Source organism: Mesorhizobium sp. M7A.T.Ca.US.000.02.2.1 (genome assembly GCF_003996995.1).
Classification (GTDB): Bacteria; Pseudomonadota; Alphaproteobacteria; order Rhizobiales; family Rhizobiaceae; genus Mesorhizobium.
Window position 1 is genome coordinate 1 of the sequence record NZ_RZTT01000496.1, and the last position, 3,937, is coordinate 3,937.

General features: G+C 58.8%; 4 protein-coding genes and 1 tRNA gene. 2 read left to right on the plus strand and 3 right to left on the minus strand.

From position 1 onward, the window contains the following. A partial coding sequence (locus tag EOD15_RS30170) for an efflux RND transporter periplasmic adaptor subunit (protein WP_127409113.1) occupies positions 1-827 on the minus strand: 827 nt, incomplete at its 3' end. 101 nt (positions 828-928) lie between these two features. Here EOD15_RS30170 and EOD15_RS30175 point away from each other — a divergent pair. Further along, a complete protein-coding gene (locus EOD15_RS30175; protein ID WP_127409114.1) occupies positions 929-1,837 on the plus strand; it encodes a PhzF family phenazine biosynthesis protein in 909 nt (302 codons plus the stop codon). Positions 1,838-1,943: 106 nt separating this feature from the next. Beyond that, positions 1,944-2,019, plus strand: a tRNA-Lys gene (locus EOD15_RS30180). A gap of 77 nt (positions 2,020-2,096) precedes the next feature. Here EOD15_RS30180 and EOD15_RS30185 read toward each other — a convergent pair. Then, positions 2,097-3,284, minus strand: a complete 1,188-nt coding sequence (locus EOD15_RS30185) for a TIR domain-containing protein (RefSeq protein ID WP_127322687.1) — start codon at positions 3,282-3,284, stop codon at positions 2,097-2,099. 139 nt (positions 3,285-3,423) lie between these two features. After that, positions 3,424-3,937: nicotinate-nucleotide--dimethylbenzimidazole phosphoribosyltransferase (locus EOD15_RS30190; RefSeq protein ID WP_185929117.1), on the minus strand; the 514-nt coding region annotated here is incomplete at its 5' end.

The following is a 3,937-nucleotide window of genomic DNA, read 5'->3' on the forward strand; positions in this document are numbered from 1 at the left end:
ACGGTGAAGCGGGCATGCTGGCCTGACTTGACGGTGCCGATATCGGCCTCGTCGACAGCCGCCACCAATTCCATGTTCCTGAGATCGGCAGCGATGATGAACAGCACCGGCGCCTGCAGGGAGGAGGCGACCGTCTGGCCGGGATCGACCGATCGCGTCAGCACGATGCCGTCGATCGGCGCATAGATGGTGCTCTTGGCAAGGTCGGTCTGCTGCGCCTTGAGGTCGGCCTGGGCGATGGCGAGGTTGGCCTGCGCGCTGTCGAGCGCTGCCTTGGAACGGTCGCGCGTGGCGGTTGCCGCTTCGAGCGACTGGTCGGTCGCCATGCCGCGCCTGGTCAGTTCGGCGCCGCGCACAAGCGCCTTCTCGTTTTCGGCCAGCGTAACCGTGGCGTCCTCGACATTGGCGGCAGCGGCCTTGGCCGAAGCTTCGGCGCGCTCGATCTGGACTTCGAGTTTCACCGTGTCGAGTGTCGCCAGCACGTCACCCTTCTTGACCTGCTGATTCTCCTCGGCCGAGACCGAGCGGATGATGCCGGACAGTTCGCTTGAAATGTCGACCTGGGTGAGGGGCTGCAGCGTGCCGGTTGCGGATACCGCGACGGTGAGGTCGGCCTTGGCGGCAGGCACGGTGGTGTAATCGATCCTAGCCGGCGAGCCTGCATACCACTGATAGACGCCGAGCGCGGCAGCGAGCACGATCAACGCCAGCAGCGCATAGAGCCAGCCGCGCCGGCGCGAATTGCGCCGACCCGTTCTGTCGAGCCCGAGCGCCGTCTCGATGGCGGAATCCGATTCCGTCTTTGGCAGATTGACAATCTGGTCCACGCTGGACCCCTATAATGCGCAATGTCCCTATCTGTGCACAGATCAGGCTTACTGGTTCAAATATCAAATTAAATTTCGCCCATGTTGGGATTGAGGCAGGAATGAAAACCCGGAATTACTTGCTCTACGATGTGTTTACGACCGAGCGATTGGCCGGCAATCCCTTGGCCGTCGTGCTGGACAGCAAGGGATTGGACACGGCGGCGATGCAGGCCATCGCGCGTGAGTTCAATCTGTCGGAATCGGTTTTCGTGCTGCCGCCGGACAATCCCAAGCACAAAAACCGCATCCGCATCTTCACCCCCGACTATGAAATGCCGTTCGCCGGCCATCCGACCGTTGGCGCCGCGATCGCGCTGGCCGAACTCGCTGAGGAGGGCGGCGCCGGCATCTTCGTGCTGGAGGAAAACATCGGCCCGGTGCGGTGCGCCGTCAGCAAGCATGACGGCAACACTTTTGCCGAGTTCGACCTGGCCAAGCTGCCGGAGCCGCTGAAGCTCGAGGCCCATCCGGAGGCGATCGGTGCCGCGCTTGGGCTGACGCCGCATGAGATCGGCTTCGAGAATCACCGCGTCGCGTTCTGGTCGGCGGGCGTGCCCTACGTCACCATTCCGGTTGCCAATCTGGAGGCGGCGGGCCGGATCAGGCTGGACAACCAGGCCTGGTCGGAACTGGCGCCGCGCAAGAGCGAGTGGGCCTTCGCCAGCCCCTATGTCTACTGCCGCGAGACGGTGAACCACGAAAGCGCCTTCCATGTGCGCATGATCGTGCCCGGCACGCCTTCCTACGAGGATCCGGCGACCGGCTCGGCGGCTGCGGCCTTTGCCGGCGCCATCATGCATTTCGACGCGCCGACCGACGGCATTTCGCAGCTGTGGATCGAGCAGGGGCTGGAGATGGGCCGGCCATCGCGCATCCGCCTCGAACTGACCGTGCAAGGCGGAAAACTGGCCTCGGCGCGCATTGGCGGCAACGCGATCAAGGTGGCGGAGGGCAAGCTGTTCATCTGATCGAACGCATGCTCGGTCGATTTGTCGGGAAATGATTCCGGCAGGGCTGGACAGGACCGGTGGTGGCGGCTATATGCCCGCCAACGCCGGTTTTTGCCGGCCGAGTGGGTGCGTAGCTCAGTTGGTAGAGCAGCTGACTCTTAATCAGCGGGTCCACAGTTCAATCCTGTGCGCACCCACCATTTTCCGCTGATATTTCAATGTGTTGCAAGCGAAGCGGGGTCACGAGCCCCGCGTCAAATCCGCAAAAGGCAGCTCCCTAGGCAGCAGGCTGCTGGTCGTATGTGTATCTCTTGATATTGAGGGCGACGATGTACTCTTCCCGCATTAATTTGGCGACCAGGGGGTACGGGATTGAAACGTGGGGCGTGCCCGCCGCATAATAGGCGACTTGATAGGACGAGAAGTGGATATCAAGGCTGTTTTCGCTGAAAACGAACGATCGAAAATCCGACCATTTTTCCGTTCCTTCGTTTACCCACTCCTCTTCTAAGCCGATCACGGTGCCGGGGGCGGGCTCCTCGTCTCCCCACGGATTGTATTTTACCAACCGCTGACGAACTTCCTTTTGTAAAATTGAAAACGCAACATCGGGCGTCACGAAAACACTTTCAAGCGATTCGATTTTGATAAGTGGTTCAAGCAGAAATGCAAAAGTCTTATGGCCGTGCGTAGGGTGCGCTGCCCCGGCACCATACCAATTCATATTGTATAGAATTGTAACAATTTTATTACAAAATATAGGGTCTCCGCAATGGGCGTCGAATGTGCTGGTTCGAGACCATTTATCCTGCGCGTAGTTATAAGTTTCCGGTCTTTGTTCGAATTTGCTTCGACGGTAAGAAAATAAATTTTCGATCAGAGCACCTCTAACGTGCTGGCCGATCTGAGCTACGTTCGGAATTATTGTGGAAGAAAAATCCAATATCTGAAGTTCAACCGCATAACCCGGTGTCCCCTCCCACTCTTCCTTGATTAAAGAGGAGTGCCACGTGATTTTCTGATCCAACTGCACGCGCTCACGCTCACCGCCCAGCCGCTCGATCTGATGAGATATTGCATCGGATAACGCTTCTCTAAAATCAGATTGGCTGGTGAATAAAGCTTGAATGCTTTTAAATTGCTCAGGAATGGGGCTGTCGTCAATAAGGACTGGTATTATAAAAATATCATCAATCAGTTTTTCTTGAAATTTTTCCAAAGAGAGCTTCAGCTCTCTTTGGATATAGCCCCGACGGTCGCGAGAATTTTTCGACCAAAGAATGACGATGATAGATGACCTATCCAGAGCGCGTTTAATTTCAAAATCCCAATTTTGCCCGCCTTTAATTTTCTTGAAGTCAATCCAGCTTTCAAAGCCGTTTTGCTTAAGCCAATCGTATAATTCACCCGCCGCCTCGCGGTCCGGCCTAGCGTAGCTTATGAAAACTTGAAAGTCGCTTTCCAAGGGATACCTCTCCCACTCTGTGCCCCACTATAGATTTCTCCGTCATCCGAATCTAGGAGACGACGTGAGAGTTGCGGCCGGCAAGGCGTTCGTGGAGAGCCTTCATCGGCTCACCCGTCGGTGCAGTAAAGTCTCGTATTTACTTCTCCGACACACCCGCCTCGGCAAAACTTGCCATCCTTGCATGGCACTCCAGCGCCGAACGGACGATGTTGACGGCCAGGCAGGCGCCGGAGCCTTCGCCGAGACGCATGCCGAGATCGAGCAGCGGTGGCAGGCCGAGGGCTTCGAGCAGGCCACGATGGCCTGACTCAGCCGAAACGTGCGCAGCGATGGTGTGGGCGAGGCCGGTCGGGTGCAGCTTCGCCAGCGGGGCCGCGGCTGCGGTGCAGACGAAGCCGTCGAGCAGCACGGGTATGCCGAGATGACGGGCGGCCAACGTGGCGCCGAAGATGGCGGCGAGTTCGCGTCCGCCGAGCGCGGCAGCGACGGCAAGCGGGTCGGCAAGGGCGGCGGCGTGGCGCTTCAGGCCAGCTTCGATGGCGACCACCTTGCGCTTGAGGCCGGCATCGTCGACGCCGGTGCCGCGTCCGGTCCACTTTTCCGCACCGCCGCCGAACAGCGCGGCTGAAATGGCGGCCGCCGGCGTGGTG

Coding starts and splice junctions, on each gene's coding strand:
- EOD15_RS30175 (WP_127409114.1), top strand. CDS start 929: ATGAAAACCCGGAATTACTTGCTCTACGATGTGTTTACGACCGAGCGA.